This is a genomic window from Paenibacillus sp. Y301 (assembly GCF_059445505.1).
This window is the reverse complement of sequence record NZ_JCAIUL010000054.1, coordinates 1-551: the sequence shown is the minus strand read 5'-3', so window position 1 is coordinate 551 and position 551 is coordinate 1. Positions and strand designations below refer to the sequence as shown.

At 32.3% G+C, this 551-nt stretch carries 1 protein-coding gene; it reads left to right on the top strand.

Going from position 1 to position 551, the window contains the following annotated elements; all coding sequences use genetic code 11:
* Positions 1-190: 190 nt before the first annotated feature.
* On the top strand, positions 191-551 hold a 361-nt coding region (locus AC1D69_RS25060), incomplete at its 3' end, for a hypothetical protein (RefSeq protein WP_495458821.1).

The following is a 551-nucleotide window of genomic DNA, read 5'->3' as shown; positions in this document are numbered from 1 at the left end:
GCCCTTGATCGCTTAGAAGGATTTTCAAGAAGATTATTCAGGCGACACATTCAACCAGCTAAGTCTGACGACCCGTTCCCTACGGTCACTTAAGCTGCTTGAACGTCAGGAATGCCAAACGTTATGTGAAATACTCGAAATTGGTTTAATATCCTTAAATGATTATATTTTTAATAATAGGAGAAATAGTATGACAACTGATAATTTCGATTACTATACTAATGATCAATTTGAATGGACTGGAATATTAAATTACTATCAGGCCCCTAATTTTATACATAAGAAGGGGACTGTTTTTAGTGTTGAAGTAATTGTAAATAAAGAAATAGATGAATCTGATAGTAACTTGATACCTGGGTTTAGTAAGGGGTGGACTTGGGGAGAAGACAGAAGAATTAAAGCATTCAAAATGGAAGATCTAATGATTGTTGGAGATCGTATATTTTTGAAATTTCTTACCATTCGAAAAAGTAAAAGATATGATGAAATAAAGTATTTTCTTTTTGATTTAGGGGCTTTTTTAGATTTGAGTGACTATAAAATCATTGAAA